Annotated in this window: 21 protein-coding genes; 3 read left to right on the plus strand and 18 right to left on the minus strand. The window is 65.8% G+C overall.

Annotated features, from left to right (window positions below; translation table 11 throughout):
- The 8 genes from PMI15_RS15465 to PMI15_RS15500 form a co-directional block, all read right to left on the minus strand.
- Window positions 1-218, minus strand: a 218-nt coding sequence (locus PMI15_RS15465) for an L-rhamnose mutarotase (RefSeq protein ID WP_007870862.1), incomplete at its 3' end; no start/stop codon positions are given.
- 19 nt (window positions 219-237) lie between these two features.
- On the minus strand, window positions 238-1,074 hold the full coding sequence (locus tag PMI15_RS15470; RefSeq protein WP_007870868.1) for an amidohydrolase: 837 nt from the start codon (window positions 1,072-1,074) through the stop codon (window positions 238-240).
- A 101-nt stretch (window positions 1,075-1,175) separates the two neighbouring features.
- A complete protein-coding gene (locus PMI15_RS15475) occupies window positions 1,176-2,120 on the minus strand; it encodes an ABC transporter substrate-binding protein (protein WP_007870878.1) in 945 nt (314 codons plus the stop codon).
- Between the two features lie 65 nt (window positions 2,121-2,185).
- A complete protein-coding gene (locus tag PMI15_RS15480) occupies window positions 2,186-3,169 on the minus strand; it encodes an ABC transporter permease (protein WP_007870881.1) in 984 nt (327 codons plus the stop codon).
- Window positions 3,170-3,199: 30 nt separating this feature from the next.
- The gene (locus PMI15_RS15485; protein WP_238541134.1) at window positions 3,200-4,756 is read right to left on the minus strand and encodes a sugar ABC transporter ATP-binding protein; all 1,557 of its coding nucleotides are present in this window, start codon (window positions 4,754-4,756) and stop codon (window positions 3,200-3,202) included.
- Window positions 4,757-4,981: 225 nt separating this feature from the next.
- Window positions 4,982-5,689 carry a FadR/GntR family transcriptional regulator gene (locus PMI15_RS15490; RefSeq protein ID WP_007870887.1) on the minus strand — a complete coding sequence of 236 codons (708 nt, stop codon included), beginning with the start codon at window positions 5,687-5,689 and terminating at the stop codon, window positions 4,982-4,984.
- A 130-nt stretch (window positions 5,690-5,819) separates the two neighbouring features.
- A complete protein-coding gene (locus PMI15_RS15495) occupies window positions 5,820-6,473 on the minus strand; it encodes a c-type cytochrome (protein ID WP_007870890.1) in 654 nt (217 codons plus the stop codon).
- A 9-nt stretch (window positions 6,474-6,482) separates the two neighbouring features.
- On the minus strand, window positions 6,483-7,709 hold the full coding sequence (locus PMI15_RS15500) for a molybdopterin-dependent oxidoreductase (protein WP_007870893.1): 1,227 nt from the start codon (window positions 7,707-7,709) through the stop codon (window positions 6,483-6,485).
- A 135-nt stretch (window positions 7,710-7,844) separates the two neighbouring features.
- Here PMI15_RS15500 and PMI15_RS15505 point away from each other — a divergent pair, with 135 nt between their 5' ends.
- Window positions 7,845-8,255, plus strand: a complete 411-nt coding sequence (locus tag PMI15_RS15505; RefSeq protein ID WP_036839335.1) for an FKBP-type peptidyl-prolyl cis-trans isomerase — start codon at window positions 7,845-7,847, stop codon at window positions 8,253-8,255.
- A 3-nt stretch (window positions 8,256-8,258) separates the two neighbouring features.
- On the opposite strand, the gene PMI15_RS15510 is transcribed toward PMI15_RS15505, so the two are convergent.
- Window positions 8,259-9,128, minus strand: coding sequence for an alpha/beta fold hydrolase (locus tag PMI15_RS15510; protein ID WP_036839332.1), 870 nt, complete (start codon window positions 9,126-9,128; stop codon window positions 8,259-8,261).
- A 92-nt stretch (window positions 9,129-9,220) separates the two neighbouring features.
- On the opposite strand from PMI15_RS15510, the gene PMI15_RS15515 reads away from it, so the two are divergent.
- Together PMI15_RS15515 and PMI15_RS15520 are read left to right on the plus strand one after the other, a co-directional pair.
- Window positions 9,221-10,210 carry an LLM class flavin-dependent oxidoreductase gene (locus PMI15_RS15515; RefSeq protein ID WP_007870901.1) on the plus strand — a complete coding sequence of 330 codons (990 nt, stop codon included), beginning with the start codon at window positions 9,221-9,223 and terminating at the stop codon, window positions 10,208-10,210.
- Window positions 10,211-10,411: 201 nt separating this feature from the next.
- Window positions 10,412-11,023 carry a YitT family protein gene (locus PMI15_RS15520; protein WP_007870904.1) on the plus strand — a complete coding sequence of 204 codons (612 nt, stop codon included), beginning with the start codon at window positions 10,412-10,414 and terminating at the stop codon, window positions 11,021-11,023.
- Between the two features lie 5 nt (window positions 11,024-11,028).
- On the opposite strand, the gene arfB is transcribed toward PMI15_RS15520, so the two are convergent.
- The 9 genes from arfB to PMI15_RS15565 are packed head-to-tail and all read right to left on the minus strand — an operon-like array spanning window position 11,029 to window position 18,096.
- A complete protein-coding gene (gene arfB / locus PMI15_RS15525; protein ID WP_007870907.1) occupies window positions 11,029-11,445 on the minus strand; it encodes an alternative ribosome rescue aminoacyl-tRNA hydrolase ArfB in 417 nt (138 codons plus the stop codon).
- A gap of 22 nt (window positions 11,446-11,467) precedes the next feature.
- Entirely contained in the window at window positions 11,468-11,917 is a 450-nt protein-coding gene (aroQ, locus tag PMI15_RS15530) for a type II 3-dehydroquinate dehydratase (RefSeq protein ID WP_007870909.1), read from the minus strand.
- Between the two features lie 21 nt (window positions 11,918-11,938).
- A complete protein-coding gene (locus PMI15_RS15535) occupies window positions 11,939-13,042 on the minus strand; it encodes a Gfo/Idh/MocA family protein (protein WP_007870912.1) in 1,104 nt (367 codons plus the stop codon).
- 1 nt (window position 13,043) lies between these two features.
- Window positions 13,044-13,826 (minus strand): alpha/beta fold hydrolase, encoded by a 783-nt coding sequence (locus PMI15_RS15540; protein ID WP_007870913.1) that lies wholly within the window; start codon window positions 13,824-13,826, stop codon window positions 13,044-13,046.
- On the minus strand, window positions 13,823-14,236 hold the full coding sequence (locus tag PMI15_RS15545) for a carboxymuconolactone decarboxylase family protein (protein WP_007870914.1): 414 nt from the start codon (window positions 14,234-14,236) through the stop codon (window positions 13,823-13,825). Before PMI15_RS15545 ends, PMI15_RS15540 begins: the two co-directional genes overlap by 4 nt.
- Entirely contained in the window at window positions 14,233-15,465 is a 1,233-nt protein-coding gene (pcaB, locus tag PMI15_RS15550; RefSeq protein ID WP_007870915.1) for a 3-carboxy-cis,cis-muconate cycloisomerase, read from the minus strand. The genes PMI15_RS15545 and pcaB overlap by 4 nt, the downstream gene beginning before the upstream one ends.
- A 40-nt stretch (window positions 15,466-15,505) precedes the next feature.
- A complete protein-coding gene (locus PMI15_RS15555; RefSeq protein ID WP_007870918.1) occupies window positions 15,506-16,399 on the minus strand; it encodes a sugar phosphate isomerase/epimerase in 894 nt (297 codons plus the stop codon).
- Between the two features lie 16 nt (window positions 16,400-16,415).
- A complete protein-coding gene (locus PMI15_RS15560) occupies window positions 16,416-17,315 on the minus strand; it encodes a 4-hydroxyphenylpyruvate dioxygenase (RefSeq protein ID WP_007870920.1) in 900 nt (299 codons plus the stop codon).
- 31 nt (window positions 17,316-17,346) lie between these two features.
- Window positions 17,347-18,096, minus strand: a complete 750-nt coding sequence (locus PMI15_RS15565) for an ABC transporter ATP-binding protein (RefSeq protein WP_007870921.1) — start codon at window positions 18,094-18,096, stop codon at window positions 17,347-17,349.
- Window position 18,097 lies beyond the last annotated feature (1 nt).

Raw genomic sequence — 18,097 nt, forward strand, 5'->3', positions numbered from 1 at the left:
TCGGCGGCGATAGCCGCCATGTCCGCGTCAAAGTCCTGGCCGTGGTATTCCCAGTAGCCGAACAGCAGGTTTTCCGGCTCCCGCAGAAAAATGCTGTAGTTGCGCAGCTGCGACTGGTGAATGCGCTGCAGCACAGCGGGCCAGACGGCCGCATGCAGACGCTTGTATTCGTCGATGTGTTGGGGGTCGATACCAATGACCCATCCCATTCGTTGCATGCAATCTCCGTGTATAGGTTTAGTCGAGGCGGTACAGGCGCCGCGTATTGCCGCCAAAGATGGCCGCCATGCCGGCGTCGTCCATGCCCGGGTGGGCACGGCACAGGGCTCGGGCCATGGCCAGCCAGCCGGGGTAGTCGGCTGCCAGTTCCAGCACCGGCCAGTCACTGCCCCACATCAGCCGGCGCATCCCGAAGACCTTCAGGACATGGTCCACATACGGGCCAAGGGCCTGCGCGGTGGGATGGGCGCCGGCCTCGGTGAGCAGCCCGAACAGCTTGCAGTGCACCTGGGGCAAGCTTGCCAGCATCTCCATATGGGCGCGCCAGGGCTCCACTCGCGCCAGGGCGATTTCAGGCTTGGCTGCGTGGTCGATGACGATGGACAGCGAAGAATGGCGCTGGGCCATGGCCTGCAGCGCCGGCAGATGCCGGGGCAGCACCAGGGCATCGAACACCAGTCCATGGGTCTGCATGGCGTGCAGGGCCGGGTCCAGTGCGGGGTGGGTGATCCAATCGGTATCGGCTATGTCCTGCAGCATGGGGCGCAGGCCCTTGAGCTTGGGGTGGCGCGCCAGCGCTGCGATTTGTGCGGGGGCATCCGCGGCGAGCAGGTCCACCCAGCCCACGACACCCAGCACGAAGGGGCTGCGCTGCGCTATCTCCAGCAGGTAGTGGGTGTCGGCGATGGTGGGCAGCGATTGGACCAGCACGGTACCGGCCACCTCGCATCGCTGCAGTTCGGGCCGCAAGTCGGCGGGGCCAAAGTCGCGGTAGATGGCTGCCAGGGCGGCCGGCGGCCAGTGGCCGGTGCGGTCCGCCAGGTTCCAGAAATGCTGGTGCGCGTCGATCAGCATGGAGTTTTCTCAGGCTGGGCGGGAAAGGGGTTTCACATCCGTGGTGTGCACATACCCTCCTCCGGCAGCCGGTGCCGGAGGGGTTCCTGGGTTCGGGCGGCTTAGTAGAGAACGTTCTTGGCAGCCGGCGTGTCGATGTTTTTCTTGTTGACCATCAAGACGCCGGTATCGCGGAAGGCCGGCACTTTCTTGCCTCCCACAATTTCCGCCACGGTCTTTACGCCCAGGTTACCCATCTCGAAGGCGCTTTGCACGGCAATTGCCTCGATGGTGCCGTCTTTCACAAAGCCCTGCAGGTCGGAGTTGCCGTCAAAGCCAATGGCCACCACTTTGCCGGCTTTGCCCGCTTGAACCAGAGCGCGGCCCATGCCGATAGCAGTGGGTTCGTTGGCGCCGAAGATGCCCTTGAGGTCGGGATTGGCGGCCAGCACGTCGGTGGTCTGGTTCAGTGCGGTACCCATCTGCGAGTTGGAGTAGAAGGGGCCCACGATCTGCAGCTTGGAATGCTTCTTGATGTAGTCGGTGAAACCTCCCACGCGGCCGATTTCGGAGCCCGAGCCCGCGGTGTAGGACATGACGGCAATCTTGCCGGTGGTACCGATCTTGTCGATCAGCGTCTTGGCCGACATTTCCCCGGCGGCCTTGTTGTCGGTGGCCAGGAAGGATTGGTAATAAGCCTTGCCGGAATCCGATGCGGCGGAGTCAATCAGCACAACGGGGATCTTGGCTTCCCAGGCCTTTTTCATGGCGGGGATCAGGGCATCCGGGTCCGAAGGGGCCAGCACAATGCCGGCGACCTTGCGGTTCACGGCGTTTTCCACCAGGGATACCTGCCCGGCCAGGTCGGTGTCGGATGCCGCGCCCTGGAAGGTGGCGGTGTAGCCCTTGAGATTGCCCACGGCAGCGTTGGCGCCTTTCTTCACGTTCTGCCAGAAGTCCGAGTTGGCGGTCTTCACGATGACGGCAATCTCCTTGTCGGCGGCCAGGGCCATCGACGATGCGGCCACCAGGGCGGCCGCGATCAGGGTGTGGACAAATTTTTTCATTTCTTTCCTCATGGGTGGTTGTAGAGGTTGTCTCTCGAAGTCCCGGTAAGCCCTGCCGGTAGGGATCACTTGCGATGGCGCATCTGGTCGATCCACACGGCCAGCAGGATGACGACGCCAATCAGAATTTGCTGGGTGAAGGCGGACACGCCGCTCATGTTCAAACCGTTGCGCAGGATGCCAATCACGAACGCGCCAATGACGGTGCCCGACACCGTGCCCACACCGCCCGTGAGCGAGGTGCCGCCTATCACCGCGGCGGCAATGGCATCAAGTTCGTACATCAGGCCCTCACTGGGCTGGGCCGTGACCAGGCGTGACATCAGCACGCAGCCGGTCAGCCCGGCCAGCAGGCCGGAAAGCACATAGGCAAACAGCGTCACGCCCTTGACGTTCACGCCCGAGAGCCGGGCGGCTTCCAGGTTGGAGCCGATGGCGTACAGATGGCGTCCCAGCGTGGCGCGATTGAGCAGGATGGAGACGGCCAGCGCCAGCACGACCATGAGCACCACGGGATAAGGAATGCCGACGAACACCACATCGGGAAAGCCGTCCGCACCGATATTGACGATGCGGAACAAGGCTCCGTTGCCCAGTGCCGCAAAGCTGTCGCCCAGGCCGCTGATGGCGCGGGCATCGGTCAGTTGCAAGGCCACGCCGCGTGCCACCAGCATCATTCCCAAGGTGGCAATAAAGGGCGGCAGTTGGAGCACCGTCACACACAGGCCGTTGATCAGCCCGCACAGCCCACCCACCAGCAGGCCGGCAAACATGCCCAGCGGCACGGGCGCGCCCGCCTTGACCAGCATGGCCGCCACGACGCCGGCCAGCGCCAGGATGGCACCTACCGAGAGGTCAATGCCGCCGGTGATGATCACGCAGGTTGCCGCGATGCCGAGATAGGCGATGGACGTCACCTGGAGCGCCACGGTCATGCCGTTGCCCACGCTGAAGAAGGCGTTGCTGGTGAACGAGAAGATGGCGACGAGTCCCAGCAGGCTGGCCAGCGCGGCAAATTTTTGAAACAGGTCTTTTTGTTGTTCGGTCATGATGTGGTCCGGGAAAGGGTCTTGGAGGGCTCAGCCGGCGGAGGGCACGCTGCGGCCGGAGGCGTAGTGCATGACCTCTTCCTGATGGGTCTCGCGGGTGGGACGGATGGTGACCAGGCGGCCTTCATGGAAGACCGCGACACGATCGGTCATCCCCATGATTTCGGGCAGCTCGGAGCTGATCATCACGACGCCAATGCCCTGGCCCGCGAGCTGGTCCAGCAACTGGTAGATCGCGTACTTGGCGCCCACGTCAATGCCGCGCGTGGGCTCGTCAAAAAACAGCACGCGTGATTCACGGAACAGCCATTTGCTGATCACGAGTTTCTGCTGGTTGCCGCCCGAGAGCAGGCGCACGATCTGGTTGCTGCCCGGCGTGCGGATGTCGAGTGCGCCGATGTAATGGCGCGCGGCATCCTGTTCTTTGGCGAACTGGATCATGCCCGCACGGTTGGACACGGCATCCATGTTGGCCAGCGTGATGTTCTGTGCCACAGTCATCTTCAATGCCAGCCCGTCATGCTTGCGATCCTCCGACAGGTAGGCCAGCCCCTGGCGCACCGCATCCCGCGGCGAGTGAATGGTGAGGCGCTGCCCGGCCAGAAACACCTCGCCGGCGTCGATGGGGTCGGCGCCAAAAATGGCGCGAGCCACTTCGGTCCGGCCGGCCCCCATGAGCCCCGCAAAGCCCAGGATTTCGCCGCGGCGCAGCTCGAAGTTCACGTCGTGAAACACACCCTGGCGTGTCAGGCCCTGCACGCTCAACAACACGTCGGTCGTGGGCACGGATGTTCTCTTGGGGAATACATCGTCCAGCGGGCGCCCAACCATCTTGGCCACAATCTCTTCCACACTGGTGTCGGCCAGCTGTTCGGTGGACACGTAGCGTCCGTCGCGCAAGACGGTGACCCGGTCCACGATGAGCGCCAGCTCGTCGAGGCGGTGGGAGATGTAGACAATACCGACCCCCGTGCGCTTGAGCTCGTGGATGATGCCAAACAGCTTCTCGGTCTCCGACTCCGTGAGGGAGGAGGTGGGCTCGTCCATGATGAGCACCTGGGCGTTGAGCGACAGCGCCTTGGCAATTTCCACCATCTGCTGCTGGGCCACCGACAGGGTTTTGACGAGGGCGTCCGGTGCGATGTCCAGTCCCAGCCGGTCCAGGCATTGCCGTGCCTGGCGGCGCAGTGCCGCCCGGTCAATCAGCCAGCCCTTGCGTGGCTCACGGGCCAGGTAAATGTTTTCGGCCACCGTGAGGTGCGGCGCCAGGTTCAACTCCTGGTGAATGATGGCAATGCCGAGAGCCTCGGATTCGGCGGGGGATTGGAATTGACGGACCTCGCCGCGGTAGCGCAGTGCCCCCGCATCGGGCTGGTACTGGCCGCTGATCACCTTCATCAGCGTCGATTTGCCTGCGCCGTTTTCACCGCACACGGCGTGTACCTCGCCACTTCGCACGTCAAAGCTCACGCCATCGAGTGCCAGCACCCCCGGGAAGCGTTTGGTAATCCCTTCCAGGCGCAGCAGTACGCCAGCCTCGGCAGGGCTGGGCGCGTCGGGACGGACGTGATCGGACACGGATGACAGCAATGCGCACTCCTCTTGGGGGGTCGGGGGCCGGGAGGGGATGAATTTGCCGCCTCGCAAATTGGTAAGGCCACCTGACACAATTTGGCGTATTTGGCCTTACCAGAAAGCGCGTGAGTATTGGTGCTTACCCGTGGCCCGGGCGTCACAAGCAGCGTGAAACGACGAAAAAAAGCCTGCGCAATTGCACAGGCCTGACCAGGGGAAGGGTTAACAGGCCCTAGCTCATGACCATTCGCGACGGCTCTCGACCCAGCGCTGTTCGGAGGCTTGCAGATGCGCGCGCATGGCGGTCTGCGCGGCCAGCACGTCCTGGTTCTCCAGGGCGCGCAAGATGGCTTCGTGCTCCTGCAGCGCAATGGCCCAGCTTTGGCCGGATTCGGAATGCGCGCTCAGGCGCGCGGCAATCGGGCTGTGACGCTCGTCAAATAGTTCGCCCACCAGCCGCTCCAGCACGGAGTTGCCCGTCATGGCCGCAATCGTCTGGTGAAACTGCCGGTCAAAGGCCAGGGGCGAGCGGTTTTGCGCCATGGCGGACAGCATGTTGTCCAGAATCTGGCGCAGCGCCAACAGCGCCTCGGGCGTGGCTTTGGCGCAGGCCTGCAGCACGACGGTTCCTTCGATGGCGGCGCGTGCCTGCATCAGCTCGATCGGGCTTTCGCCCATGGTGGCCAGGACCTGCGGCTTGCGCTGGGCCGCGCTGCAGACATACACGCCGGCGCCCATGCGCACTTCCACGCTGCCCTCGATTTCCAGTGCAATCAGCGCCTCGCGCACCGAGGGGCGTGAGACGCCCAGCTGCTGGGCCAGATCGCGCTCCGGCGGCAACCGCGCACCCGCGGTGTAGTTGCCCTTGTCAATGAAGGCGCGAATCTGGTCGGCAATTTGTTGGTAGAGCCGACGGTTGTCGACCTGTTTGAGTTGGTCCAGCATGAGTCCTCTGCGTGAGGTGCAGTTTATGCGACGGCGGGCTTTGCCATGGCTGATAGCCCAAAAGGTAAGGCCAATCCAATATCAGGATCGTTGGCCTTACCAATTTTAGAACTTTGGAACCAACACAGGCCTATTGTTTCAACACAAAGGCCGCCAAGGCCTTGAGCTCCTGCGGGCTCAGGTTGGCAAAAGGCGGCATCACCACCGGCCCCCATTTGCCCGACCCGCCCGCCCGTATGCTGGCCTCGAGTTTGGCCTGGGCCTGTGGGTCGCTTTTGTACCGGGCCGCGACGTCGTGGTAGGCCGGCCCGACGATTTTCTGCGCCACCGCATGGCAGCCCAGGCAGGCATTGGCCTTGAGCACGGCCTGCACATCGACGGCCGCGGCCGGAGCGCCCGGGGCTGCGGCGGGAACCGGCGTCGCCGCCGCCACCGGCCCCAGCGTGGGCTTGGCACCGCCGTAGGTCACGGCCAGGTATTCGCCGATCTGCGCCACGTCGCCGTCGCTGAGCGGTGCGGCATAGGCATGCTCCATCTTGCGCACCTCGGCGGTCCACTGCGCGGCCGTCATGGCCGGTGGCTGCTGGCTGATGTAGTCGGCCGAGTGGCAGATGCCGCATTTTTGCAGCGCGATCTGGTAGCCGGCCAGCTTGGAGGGCTTGAGCCTGGCGGTCTCCAGCGGCAGGGTCACGCTCTGCACGGCTTGCGCCGATGCGGCGCCGCAGCCCAGGGCCAAAGCGGCCGCGGACAGAACACGCACGGCAATTAAATGGAGGATGTTCATGGCGATCTCCTAGACCGCCAGCAGGCGCGTGGTTTCCACAACATTGCGCGCATAACCGCCCGGGTTCCAGCTGGCCGTGGCGGGCTGCACATCGCCCTGCATATTGGTGGCACGCACCATGAGCTTGAACTCGCCCTTGCGCGGAGCTGCCATGCCGAAACTCCATTCGCGGAACGAAAAACGCCCCAGGTCCTTGCCCAGCGCCGCCTCGTGCCACTGCCGGCCGTCTTCGGACAGCTCGACCTTGCGTATGCCGCTGCCGCCGTCAAAGGCAATGCCCTTGAGCTGCAGCGGCTTGCCCGCCGGCACGCGCGCGCCGCCCGCCACGCTGGTGATGAAGGAGCGCACCGGCAGCGTGGTGATGGGCCGCGTTGCCGTGGGCGCCGTGCCGGCCGGCACGCACTGGCAGGCGTTGTCGGGCACACGGTAGGCCGTGGACATGAAAAAACCTTCGAAGCCGTGGTCCATCACGACGATCTCGCTCAGGTGCTTGACCCAGTAGGTGCCGAAATACCCCGGCACGATGAGCTTGATCGGGTAGCCGTTAAGGAAAGGAATGTCGGCACCGTTCATGGACCAGGCCACGAGGGGCTCGGCAGTGAGCGCCAGGTCTATGTTCAGGGCCTTGATGAAGTCCGGCGTTTGGGGCAGCACCGGCGTGTCCAGGCCATTGAACGCCACCTGCCTGGCGCCGGGAAGCACGCCGGCTTTTTCGAGCACCGCCCGCAGCGGCACGCCCACCCAGCGCGCATTGCCCATGGAGCCGTTGCCCAGCTGCGCGCCAAAAACGCGCGGCTCGAAAAACCCGCGGCTGTTGCCCGAGCACTGGTTGACGGCCACCACCTCGACCGGCGCGGCCAGGGCCTTGAGTTCGGCCAGCGAAAGTGACAGCGACTGTTTGACATGGCCGCCCACGCGCAGCCGGTAAGTATTGGCATCTATGCGTTTGGGAATATTGGCCAGGTGGTAGCGCACGAAGAAGGCATTGTTGGGTGTGATCACCCCTTCGCCGAAGGCGCTGAACGGTGTTTCCAGGTGCGGCGGCCGCGTGGTCACGCGCAGCAGCGGGCGCTTGCCCGGGTAGGTCACCAGTTCGCGTTCGCCATTGCCGAAGGGCAGCGTTTCACGCCCCGCCGCGAAAGCCTGGAGCGGAAAAGCCCCCATGGCCGCGGCCCCCAGACCGGCGTGCTGCAAAAAAACTCTCCTGCGGGCATCGTGGTCATCGCGATGGTTCATGGGGGCGTCCTCCTGGTGGGGCTGAGGGTATGCCGCGGGAACGGCGGCGGACGCTTCCATGATAGGCCAGCCGGCGCCGCAGCGATAATCCGCGCAGTTCCCCCAGTCCCCTTATCCATGAAAGCCATGATTGCCATGAAAACATTGACCGCCGCACTGGCCTGCCTCGCCTCCTTCGCGGTTTCCACCGCCGCCCTTGCCGCCGCCCCGGCCGAAACCCTGCCCAGCGGCGTCAAGGTCGTGCACACGGCCGACGGCACCGGCCCGCAGCCCAAGGCGACCGACACCGTCAAGGTGCACTATCGCGGCACCCTGGCCGACGGCAAGGAATTCGACAGCTCCTACAAGCGCGGCGCGCCCGCGAGCTTTCCGCTGAACCGCGTCGTACCCTGCTGGACCGAAGGCGTGCAGAAAATCAAGGTCGGCGGCAAGGCCACGCTGACCTGCCCGCCCGCCACGGCCTATGGCGAGCGCGGCGCCGGCGGCGTGGTGCCGCCCAATGCCACGCTGACCTTCGACATCGAGCTGCTCGCGATTGAAAAATAAGCGCTAGGCTTCCAGCGCGGCCAGCAGTGCTTTGTCGAAAGCAGCGGCCCGCTCAAACTGCAGCCAGTGGCCGGCGTCCTCCACCAGCGCCAGGCCCCTGAAATCAGCGGCCCGCGCCAGGGCCTCCCGCAGCGCATCCAGCTTGCCGCGGTACAGCGCATCCTCACGCCCGTAAATCGCCCACACCGGGCAGCGCAGCCGCGCCAGCGACTGCGCCAGCGCATCGGTGCGTGCCAGGCTGCGGCCCTTCATGCGGTCGCGCAGCACATTGGCGATGTGCAGGTGCAGGGCCAGTTCATTGATGGATTCTTCGTGCTGCAACATCAGCGCCGCGAGGTTGTGCCGGTGTATCGCGTCACGCTCGGCCGCATCGGCCAGGTGCCGCCAGGCGCGCAGGCGGATGGCTTTTTCGGGCGCCACACCGAGGCCGGGCGCGCCCACCAGCACCACACGCACGGCCCGGGCCGGGAAGCGCTCCGCGAGGAAGCCGGCCACCATGCCGCCAAACGAAAATCCCACCAGGTCGCAGGCCGCATCGCCCACCAGCACGGCCAGCCCCTGCTCCACCGGCTCGGGCAGCACGTCGGCATCGGTGCCGCGCGGGGGCGCCGCTGAATCGCCAAAGCCGGGCAAGTCGGGCACCAGCAGCCAGCGTCCCGATGCGGCCAGCGCGGCAAGGTTGCGCAGCCAGTGCATCCAGCTGCCGCTGCCGCCGTGCAAGAGCACCAGCGGCGCAAGCCCGGGCCGGCGCGTGGCCTGGCCCCAGCTGTGCCAGACCATGGTGCCGTCGCCGCAAGGGGTTTCAAAACGGCTGGCTGTGCGCAGCAACGCGTGCGCCTCGGGGGGCAGTTGGATATCCGGGAGATCGCTCATGCAGGGTTTATACCCTGCCACCCGTGCGGCCATAGGGAAGCTCCTAAACTGGCCCGTCGCGCTTCACTCACGAGGCGCCCTCCCAGATTTCCATGATCCCCTTTTCAGTCCTTGACCTCTCTCCCATCGTCAAAGGCGCCACCGCCGCCGACGCCTTTCGCAACACGCTGGCCCTGGCCCGGCATGCCGAACAGTTGGGCTTCAAGCGCTTCTGGCTGGCCGAGCACCACAACAACCCCGGCATCGCGAGTGCCGCCACCGCGGTGGTGATAGGCCATGTGGCTGGCGGCACCAACACAATTCGCGTGGGGTCGGGCGGCGTGATGCTGCCCAACCATTCGCCGCTGGTGATTGCCGAGCAGTTCGGCACGCTGGCCTCGCTCTATCCCGGCCGTATTGATCTGGGCCTGGGCCGCGCACCCGGCACCGACCAGCTGACCGCCCGCGCGCTGCGCCGTGACCACCAGAACAATGCCGACACTTTTCCGCAGGACGTGCAGGAGCTGCGCTACTACTTCGAAGACATAGAGCCCGGCCAGAGGATCCGCGCCGTGCCGGGCGCCGGCCTCAAGGTTCCGCTATGGATACTCGGCTCCAGCCTCTTCGGCGCCCAGCTGGCCGCCGCGCTGGGCCTGCCCTTTGCCTTTGCCTCGCATTTCGCGCCCGACATGCTGATGCAGGCGCTGGAGGTTTACCGCAGCCGCTTCGAACCCTCGGCGCAGCTGGGCAAGCCCTACGCCATGGTCGCCGCCAACGTGGTGGCCGCCGACACCGACGAAGCGGCACGTTACCAGCTCACCTCCGTCCAGCAGGCCATGACCAACCTGCTGCGCGGAACCCCCGGCCCCATGCCGCCGCCTATCGACGACATCGACGCCTACTGGTCGCCGGCCGAAAGGGTGGGTGCGCAGCGGATGTTGAAGTATGCGGTGGCGGGGTCTGCAGACTCCGTCCGGGAGGGTTTGCGTTCTTTTATCGCCGAGACCCGGGCCGATGAGTTGATGGTGACCACGCATATTTTTGATCCGGCGATTGCCCGGAGGTCGCTGGAGATCACCGCACAGGTGCGGGACAGCCTATAGGCCGCCACGCCTGCCGCAGTGCCAGGCAAAGCAAATTGCTATTGTTTTTATAGCTTCCTGCACCCAATTTTATTGGGCTGGATCCCTGTAACGCCCTTGGCCGCGATCCAGCGGCCGGACCGGCTTGGCGGATGGGCGCCATTTGGCATGGATCATGCTGAGCCTGAAGTGCCGTCCGCAGGCGCTCTTCCAGTTTCCGATATGGCTCAATCCTCAGTCCCCGAACGCCACACCCTCTTTGACGATGCGCAGGGCATCTTCACGGGAACCCTGTTTGTGTCGCTGGCGATGGTGATCTTCAACCAGGCGGGGCTGTTGACGGGCGGCACGGCCGGCATGGCCTTTGTGCTGCACTACGCCACCGGCGTGAGTTTCGGCAAGCTGTTCTTTCTGGTCAACCTGCCCTTTTACTGGTTCTCATGGACCCGCATGGGGCGCGAGTTCACCATCAAGACATTCCTGTCCATTGCATTGCTGTCGCTGCTGGCGGACTGGTCGCCCAGGGTGCTTGACATCGCGGACATCCACCCGCTGTATGCCGCGCTGGTGGGCGGCCTGCTGCTGGGAAGCGGTTGCCTTTTCCTGGCCCGGCACCGGGCCAGCCTGGGCGGCGCCACCATCGTGACGCTCTACCTGCAGGAAAAGCACGGCTGGCGCGCGGGCAAGGTGCAGATGGCCATTGACGCCAGCGTGGTGCTGCTGGCATTGCTGGTGGTGCCACCCGAACGCGTCAGCTATTCCGTGATGGCCGCCGTGCTGATGAGCCTGTTCCTCTGGGTCAACCACAAGCCCGGCCGCTATACGGTGACTTGAGCGGCTCAATCGCCTCCGCCCACCTTGCCCCGTGAAGACTTGATGTCCGAACGCCGGCTTTTGCCTGCGAGCCGCCGCTGCCTGGAGCCATAAGTCGGTTTGGTCGCGCGCCGCGCCTTGGGCGGCGTGGAAACCCCGTCGACAACCTCCTGCAGCCGCGCCAGCGCATCGGCGCGGTTCATCTCTTGCGTCCGGTGCTGCTGCGCCTTGAGCACCAGCACGCCCTCCTGCGTGATGCGGCTGTCGGACAGGGCCAGCAAGCGCTCCTTGATCGCATCGGGCAAGGAAGAGGCGTTGATGTCAAAGCGCAGGTGCACCGCGCTGGAAACCTTGTTGACGTTCTGCCCGCCCGCGCCTTGCGCGCGTATGGCGCTGAATTCGACCTCGCGTTCGTCAACCGGGAATTTCGGCGGCGCGGCCATATCCGTCAGCGCGCCGGCCGCTTCAGCCGGTCAGTTCGGCCAAACCGGCGATGGCCAGGGCGTAGCCCTTGACGCCGAAGCCGGCCATGACGGCCTTGGCGGCCGGCGAGATGTAGGAGTGGTGGCGAAAGGCCTCGCGCGCATGCACATTGCTGATGTGCAGCTCGATCAGCGTCACGCCCGCGCCCTTGATGGCGTCGTGCAGGGCCACGCTGGTATGGGTGTAAGCGCCCGCATTGAGCACCACGCCGGCCAGCGTGCCGGCGGCCTGTGCGCGGCCGGCCTCATGGATGGCGTCTATCAGCGCGCCTTCGTGGTTGCTCTGCCGGAAGTCCAGCTTGAAGCCGTGGGTCTTGCAGGCCTGGACGCACAGCGCCTCGACGTCGGCCAGGGTCTGCGAGCCATAGACGGCCGGTTCGCGCGTGCCCAGCAGGTTGAGGTTGGGGCCGTTGAGGACCAAAGCTGTTTTCATGAAGCAAGTCTTTCCGGGGGTTCAGGGTTGACGAGGGTTGGCTGCGAGGTCCCGCAGCGCGACGGTTTCGCCGGTGGCGATCGAGCGCCGCACGGCTTCCACGGCCAACAGGCTTTGCAAGGCATCCGCGACCGTGATTATCGGCTCTGCCTTGCCGTCTATCAAATCGCAGAAATGGTCCAGTTGCGCCTGCAGCGGGTCCACCGCCTCCAGGGCCAGGGTTTGCTCGGTAAAAGGCGTCATCCAGCCGGGCTCGCCGCGGCTGTCGGGGCCATGGGTCCAGGCCTGCAGGGTGGGCACGGCCAGCGAGCCCCGTGTGCCGGCGATAAAGTAACAGTCTTGCGAGGCATAGCGCGCATAGGCCGTGTTCTCGCCTGAAGTCTGCTCCCAGCTGCGCGGCGAGGCCACGGTGTCCGAGAGCGTGAACGTGCCCAGCACACCACTGGCAAATTTCAGCGTCATCACGGCCGTGTCTTCCACCGCGAACTGCCGCACCGCGTTGGATGCGAAGGCGTGGACCGACTCCAGCTCGCCGCACAGGTAGCGCAGGTTGTCCATCTCGTGGATCAGGTTGATCAGGATGGGGCCGCCGCCGGCCTGGGCGCGCCAGGCACCCTGCGCAAAATAACTGGCCGGTTTGTAGAACTGCGCGCTGCCCGCCACCGTGACCACGCGGCCCAGCAGGCCAGCCCGGATGGCGCGCCGCGCCGCCTGCAGCGTGCCGCTGTGCCGCCTGTGGTGGCCCACCAGCATGGGCGTGGCTTGCTTCGCCAGCGCCTCGGCCAGCCGCAGGCCGGCCTCCAGCGAATCGGCCACGGGTTTTTCAATCAGCGCCGGCACGCCCTGGCGCGCGCAGGCCAGCGCGCCGGCCACATGCAAATGATTGGGCGTGGCCAAAACCACACCGTCGGGCCTGGCCTCGCCGGGCCCGGCGAACAGCTGCTCAAGGCTCTCAAAATGCGGTACGCCCAGGCCGGCGGCGAAGTCCCGCGAGGCGGGCTGCGGGTCCACCACGGCGCACAAGCGGGTGCGCGGGCCCGCCTGGATCAGCTCGATATGCCGCCGGCCTATGACGCCGGCACCCGCGACGGCAATGCCCAGCCCAGCCGCCGCCGGCTGCGCCATCTCAGCCCTGGCTTTCGAAAAAACGCTCCAACAGGCCGGCAAAGGCGGCCGGCTGCTCGACCGCGCTCAGGTGCGCGGCCGGCAAGGTCTGGAGCCTGGCGCCCGGAATGCTTTTGCAGATCGCCTCGGACATGGCCACGGGCGTGGCCTCGTCGCGCGTGCCGGCGATCACGAGCGCGGGGCACTGGATGCCGCCGTTGCCGGCGCGAAAGTCTATGCCGGCCACCGCCTCACAGCTCGCGGCATAGGCGGCCGCGTCGGTGCCCACCAGCCGCTCGCGCAAAGCGGCCACACGCTGTTTGCCGCCGCCTGTTTCATCGGCGCGGTACTCGGGCGTGAACCAGCGCTGCAGCGCGCCGTCGGCAATCGCTTCCATGCCCTGGGCCAACACCGTCTGCACACGCGCCGCCCACATGGCGCGCGCCGCTTCGTCGTAATACATCGCGGCATTGGCGACCGTGATGCTTTTGACCAGCTGGGGATATTTCGCGGCCAGCGCCTGCGCGGTCATGCCGCCCATGCTCAGGCCCACAAAATGCACGGGGCCGCCGCCCTGCGCTGATATAAAGCCCGCCGCATCGTCAGCCAGCAGGTCAATGGTGCAGGGCCCGGGCACGGCTTCCGAGCGGCCGTGGCCGCGGTGGTCGTAGCGCAGCACGGTGTAGCTCGACTTGAGCGCGGCGGCCACGCCGTCCCACATGCCGAGTTCGCAGCCCAGCGCATGGCTGAGCACCACGACCGGGCCGCTGCCCTCCTGGACCCAGTGCAGATGAGGTTTTTTCATGTCTGGCTTTCCGGCAGCAGGCCTTTTTCGCGCAGGATCTCGCCGGCCAGCGCGAAGGCATGGTTGGCGGCGGGAACACCGCAGTAAATCGCGGCCTGCAAAATGACTTCCTTGATCTCGTCGGGCGTGAGCCGCGATTCGGGCGGGCCGTCCAGCGCGGCGCGCACATGCATCACGAACTCCTCATAGGCCTTGAGCGCGATCATGGTCGACAGCACCATGAGGCGGCGCGTCTTGTCGCCCAGCGCCGGCCGGCCCCAGATCTCGTTCCAGGCATAACGCGTGATCAGGTCCTGGAACTCGCTGTTGAAGGCGTTGCTTTTGGCGATGGACTTGTCCACCCAGGCGTCGCCGAGGACGCGGCGGCGGTTGACCATGCCCTTTTCGTTGTCACTTTTCGCGTTGCTCATGGGCTCACCTTGCTGCGTTTGTTGTCGTCGGGTTGCGAAACCATGGCCTGCAGCGCGTCGGCCTGGGCGTGGGCCTGGGCCGCGGCCTGCGTGGCCAGTTCGGGGTTAAACCATTCCTCGGCCGCATCGGGCGGCAGCTCGGCGCGCAGCGCGTCCAGGTTGGCGCGCATGCGCCGGGTATCCACCTGCAGGCCGGGCAGCGCATGGGCCATGGCGCGCACCGAGCCGTGCGCCGACATCAGCAGGCCCGGCCATTCGGCCAGCTCGGCCTGCCAGTTGCCCAGTGCACGCTCGTGTTCCTGCGGCATGGCGGCCAGCAAGGCGGCCACGCGCTGCGGCGCGCGCGCGCTGGCCGCCAGCGCCACCATGCAGGCAACCGGGTTGCGCTTGTGCGGCATGGCCGACGAGCCGCCGCGCCCGGGCTCGGTGGGCTCGGCCAGTTCGCCGATCTCGTACTGGCCCATCAGCGAAATGTCCTTTGCGATCTTGCCCAGGCTGCCCACCAGCAGGCCCAGTTCGCAGCCCAGCGCCACCCATTCGTCGCGCTGGGTGTGCCAGGGGAAGGCGCTGGCCTTGAGCTTCAAGTCGGCAGCCATGTGGGCGATGATCTGCGGGCCCTTGCCCTGCATTTGCGCCAGCGTGCCCACCGCGCCGCCCAGTTGCACGGCCAGCGCGCTGTCGCCGGCGGCCCGCAGGCGCAGCAGGCTGCGCGCCAGCGGCGCGGCCCAGCCCGCGCATTTAAAACCAAAACTCGTGACCGAAGCCGGCTGCATCAGGGTGCGGGCCATCACCGGATCGGCCGCGTGGCGGCGCGCCAGCACCAGCAGGGCCGCCACCGCCTTGCGGATGTCGGCCTCGACCAGGTTCAGCGCATTGCGCGTCACCAGCGCCAGCGCGGTGTCGATGACGTCCTGCGACGTGGAGCCGAAATGCACATAAGCGGCGGCCTCCTTGTTGAACAGCGCCACGGTCTCCTTGAGGCTTTTGACCAGCGGGATTGCGATGCTGCCGGCGCGCCCGCTTTCGCGCACGATCTTGGCGACGTCGAAGAGCTCGACCTTGCAGGTGCCGACGATGGACTGGGCGGCGGCCTCGGGGATCAGGCCGGCGCCGGCCTGGGCGCGCGCCAGCGAAGCCTCAAAGCGCAGCATCGCATCAATGAAGTTGCGCTCGCTGAACGCATCCAGGACTTCGGGTGTGGAGAGGAAACCTTCAAAAATACTGCTCATTCCGTGCAACTCTCAAAATAGTCAAACCCGGCATGTACCCTCACCGTTTCAATCGCATCTGATTCGGCAACGGCACCGAGCGCCGCAGCACGTCTTCGCCCAGCCACAGGGCCGAGCGCCAGGCGCGCTCCGCCACCGAGGGCAAGGGCATCTGCTGGTAGTCGTCGTTGAACACCTCAAAACTGTAGTCGCCGCGGTAGCCCAGGCCGTGCAGCCGGGTCACCAGCGTGGCCAGCGCCTCGCTGTGCACGCCCTCGCCCGGGAACACGCGGAAATGCCGGGCCGTGGCGATGCGCTCCTCGACCGACTTGATTTCGGTCCACATGAAGTCGGCCAGCTGCACCAGGAAAATCTTGTCCGGGTCCAGGATGTCGAGTTCCTCCAGCGAGGTGTTCGTGGCGAACATATGGTAGGAGTCAAAGCCCAGGCCCAGGTTGGGCATGTCGGCCTGGCAGATGATCTCCCAAGCCTGCGGAAACTCGTTGACCACGCGGCCCCATGAGAGGGCCTCGTAGGCGATCTTGATGTTCATGGGGATCGCCAGCATGGCCAGCTTGCGCAGGTCCTTGACCAGCGCGGCGGTCTCGTCCGTGGCATGTACCGAGGTCGAGGAGCAGACCAGCAGCAGCCGGCAGTCCAGCGCATGGCACATGTCCAGCATGGACTTGGCGATGTCCATCTTGTAGTCGTGCAGGTGGCCCGAAAGGCCCTCGAAGTCGCGCAGCACCTGAAAGCCGGTGACGCGCAGGCCACTGGCGCGCACCGCCGCAACGGCGGCCTGCATGCCTTCGGGATGGCCGACGATGTCCCTGGCCGCCAGCATGATCTGCGTGAAGCCGGCTTCGCGCACGGCCTTGAGCTTGGCCTCCAGCGGCCCCGCGAGCGAGATGGTGTCCATCCCGAAGTCGTCAATGTTTCCGCTGTAGTGGCTCATGGTGTGTACCGCCCGTTCAGCGTTCGTTGTGGACCAACTCAAAGCTCACGCTGCCCATCCAGGTACGCGTGAGCGCGCCGCGGTCCTCGGTATGCACGCCGCGCGATTCGACAAACTCCACGCCGCGCTTGGTGAGTTCGGCCACCGAGGCCAGCACGTCGGGGCTGCCCAGGCCCACGCGCTGCAGGGCTTCGTCGCCCTCCACGTCCAGCACGCTGGCTTCGGGCTCTATCAGTTGCAGGTAAAAGCGCGAGGCCGCCGGACAGGGGCTGCGCAGGATGCGGCCCTTGGGCAGTATGCCGAAGCGCTGGTCGTCGGGCAGGTCGGTGAAACCGAAAAGCTCGCGGTAGAACTCGGCCCAGTCCTCGGTGCGGTCGTTGCCGATGTACTGCACGACGCCGAAAAAATGCAGTCCGGCGACGGCCGGCGGGCGCGGATCCACGGTCGGGATGGGCACGAAGTCCACGTCGTAGATCGAGAAGGTGTCGTAGCGGTCGACAAAATAAATGCGGCTCTTGCCCACGCCGTGGATGGCCGGGATGTTGAGCTCCATCACCTCGACACGCGAAGGCACGGCCCAGGCGCCGCGCGCCAGGGCGCGGCGGTAGGCCTCGGCCGCGTCGCGCACGCGCAGCGCGACGGCGGCGATCACCGGTTTATCGGTGGGCGCGGCGCCGTCGGGCATGGCGGGGATGTGGGCATTGACGATGACGTTCATGCCGCCCTGGCGGTACAGCATGACCTCGCGCGAGCGGTGCCGCGCCACCGGCCTGAAACCCATCATCTCCAGCACCTGGCCCAGGGCCTGGGGCTTGGAGGTGGTGTATTCGATGAACTCAATCCCGTCCATGCCCAGCGGGTTGGCGACTTCGGGGATGGCTTCGCGGTCGGTGGGGGCTTGCGTGGCGGTGCTCATGGTGTTCTCCCGGTCAGGTGTTCCAGACAGATCAGGCGGCCTTCACGGCTGCGCCCGGTACATGGCCGCCGCCCAGGAACAGGCGCTCGATGTTCGGGTCGGCCAGCAATTGGGCGGCCGGCTTGTGCAGCACCAGCTGGCCCGATTCCAGTGCGATGGCGTCGTCCGAGATCTTGAGCGCGCTCTTGACGTTCTGCTCCACCATCAGCACCGTCGTGCCCTGGGCCGCCAGCTTCTGCAGCAGCTTGAATACGTCCTGCACCACCATGGGCGACAGGCCTATGGAGGGCTCGTCGATCAGCAGCACCTTGGGGCGCAGCAGCAGCGCGCGGCCGATCTCGAGCTGCTTTTGCTCGCCGCCCGACAGGGCCGAGGCCTGTGAATGCAAACGCTCCTTCACGCGCGGGAAAAACTCCAGCACCTCGGGAATGCGCTCGTGCGTGGTCTTGGTGCCCAGGGTAATGCCGCCCAGCTCCAGGTTCTGGAACACGGTCAGCTGCCCGAACAGGTTGCGGCCCTGCGGCACGAAGGCAATGCCCTTGGCCAGCAGTTCCTTCTGGCTGGCGCCCGAGATGTCCTCGCCCTCCAGCAGGATGCGGCCCTGGCGAGGCTTGAGCAGGCCGAACAGGGTTTTGAGCACAGTGGACTTGCCCGCGCCGTTGGGGCCCAGCAGCAGGGTGATGGAGCCGCGCCTGACCTTGAAGGACAGGTTGTTCAGGATCATGAAATCCTTGTAACCCGCCACCACGTCGTCGAATTCAATACAGGTGTCGTTTGCCATG

Origin of the sequence: Polaromonas sp. CF318, from assembly GCF_000282655.1 — a bacterium.
Classification (GTDB): Bacteria; Pseudomonadota; Gammaproteobacteria; order Burkholderiales; family Burkholderiaceae_C; genus Polaromonas.

Bases quoted from the DNA above. Each gene is read 5' to 3' on its own strand.
- PMI15_RS15495 (WP_007870890.1), bottom strand. From the start codon at position 6,473: ATGAACATCCTCCATTTAATTGCCGTGCGTGTTCTGTCCGCGGCCGCT.
- arfB (WP_007870907.1), bottom strand. From the start codon at position 11,445: ATGGCCGCGCCGCCGAAATTCCCGGTTGACGAACGCGAGGTCGAATTC.
- PMI15_RS15505 (WP_036839335.1), top strand. From the start codon at position 7,845: ATGAAAACATTGACCGCCGCACTGGCCTGCCTCGCCTCCTTCGCGGTT.
- PMI15_RS15565 (WP_007870921.1), bottom strand. From the start codon at position 18,096: ATGGCAAACGACACCTGTATTGAATTCGACGACGTGGTGGCGGGTTAC.
- PMI15_RS15470 (WP_007870868.1), bottom strand. From the start codon at position 1,074: ATGCTGATCGACGCGCACCAGCATTTCTGGAACCTGGCGGACCGCACC.
- PMI15_RS15555 (WP_007870918.1), bottom strand. From the start codon at position 16,399: ATGAGCCACTACAGCGGAAACATTGACGACTTCGGGATGGACACCATC.
- PMI15_RS15535 (WP_007870912.1), bottom strand. From the start codon at position 13,042: ATGGCGCAGCCGGCGGCGGCTGGGCTGGGCATTGCCGTCGCGGGTGCC.
- PMI15_RS15490 (WP_007870887.1), bottom strand. From the start codon at position 5,689: ATGCTGGACCAACTCAAACAGGTCGACAACCGTCGGCTCTACCAACAA.
- PMI15_RS15515 (WP_007870901.1), top strand. From the start codon at position 9,221: ATGATCCCCTTTTCAGTCCTTGACCTCTCTCCCATCGTCAAAGGCGCC.
- aroQ (WP_007870909.1), bottom strand. From the start codon at position 11,917: ATGAAAACAGCTTTGGTCCTCAACGGCCCCAACCTCAACCTGCTGGGC.
- PMI15_RS15500 (WP_007870893.1), bottom strand. From the start codon at position 7,709: ATGAACCATCGCGATGACCACGATGCCCGCAGGAGAGTTTTTTTGCAG.
- PMI15_RS15540 (WP_007870913.1), bottom strand. From the start codon at position 13,826: ATGAAAAAACCTCATCTGCACTGGGTCCAGGAGGGCAGCGGCCCGGTC.
- PMI15_RS15475 (WP_007870878.1), bottom strand. From the start codon at position 2,120: ATGAAAAAATTTGTCCACACCCTGATCGCGGCCGCCCTGGTGGCCGCA.
- PMI15_RS15480 (WP_007870881.1), bottom strand. From the start codon at position 3,169: ATGACCGAACAACAAAAAGACCTGTTTCAAAAATTTGCCGCGCTGGCC.
- pcaB (WP_007870915.1), bottom strand. From the start codon at position 15,465: ATGAGCAGTATTTTTGAAGGTTTCCTCTCCACACCCGAAGTCCTGGAT.
- PMI15_RS15520 (WP_007870904.1), top strand. From the start codon at position 10,412: ATGGCTCAATCCTCAGTCCCCGAACGCCACACCCTCTTTGACGATGCG.
- PMI15_RS15560 (WP_007870920.1), bottom strand. From the start codon at position 17,315: ATGAGCACCGCCACGCAAGCCCCCACCGACCGCGAAGCCATCCCCGAA.
- PMI15_RS15510 (WP_036839332.1), bottom strand. From the start codon at position 9,128: ATGAGCGATCTCCCGGATATCCAACTGCCCCCCGAGGCGCACGCGTTG.
- PMI15_RS15545 (WP_007870914.1), bottom strand. From the start codon at position 14,236: ATGAGCAACGCGAAAAGTGACAACGAAAAGGGCATGGTCAACCGCCGC.